Source organism: Xenorhabdus santafensis (genome assembly GCF_033949405.1).
GTDB lineage: Bacteria > Pseudomonadota > Gammaproteobacteria > Enterobacterales > Enterobacteriaceae > Xenorhabdus > Xenorhabdus santafensis.
Genome location: NZ_VCDN01000465.1, coordinates 1 through 512 on the forward strand (window position 1 = coordinate 1; position 512 = coordinate 512).

Annotated in this window: 1 protein-coding gene; it reads left to right on the plus strand. The window is 27.1% G+C overall.

From position 1 onward, the window contains the following. Positions 1-14: 14 nt before the first annotated feature. Positions 15-512, plus strand: a 498-nt coding sequence (locus tag FE392_RS23095) for a response regulator aspartate phosphatase (RefSeq protein WP_319932008.1), incomplete at its 3' end; no start/stop codon positions are given.

Here is a 512-nt window from a genome sequence, read left to right on the forward strand (position 1 = left end):
ACTGGTATCAATCCATGCTAAAACAACAATTAGTTAAAGCAAAACAATTAAAAGAATATATAGACAATGAAATTAACAATGTCAAAGAAAATCAAAACTTACTCTTATACTATTCTTTATTGGATTTTAGATACAAAGCATTAACGGATTGGATAAGTATTAACGAAAACAGTTTTGATGAAATGGATAATTTCACAACTCCAGCAGATGACTTCCTAGCTTATTATTATCACTTCTTTAAAGCATTCCATTCTACTTTAACATCCAATTACACTGAAGCAAGTGAACACTATGAAAAAGCAAAAGAACTATTAATACACATTCCTGATCCAATAGAACATGCTGAATTTAATTATCGAATGGGATATTTTTATTATCAAATCTATAAACAAGTAATAGCTCTTGATTATATAAAATTAGCTAAAGAAGAATTTTCAAAACATGAAGGTTATGAAATAAATATAGCACTATGTGACAACTTTATAGGCCTATGTTGTATTGACTTAAAACAT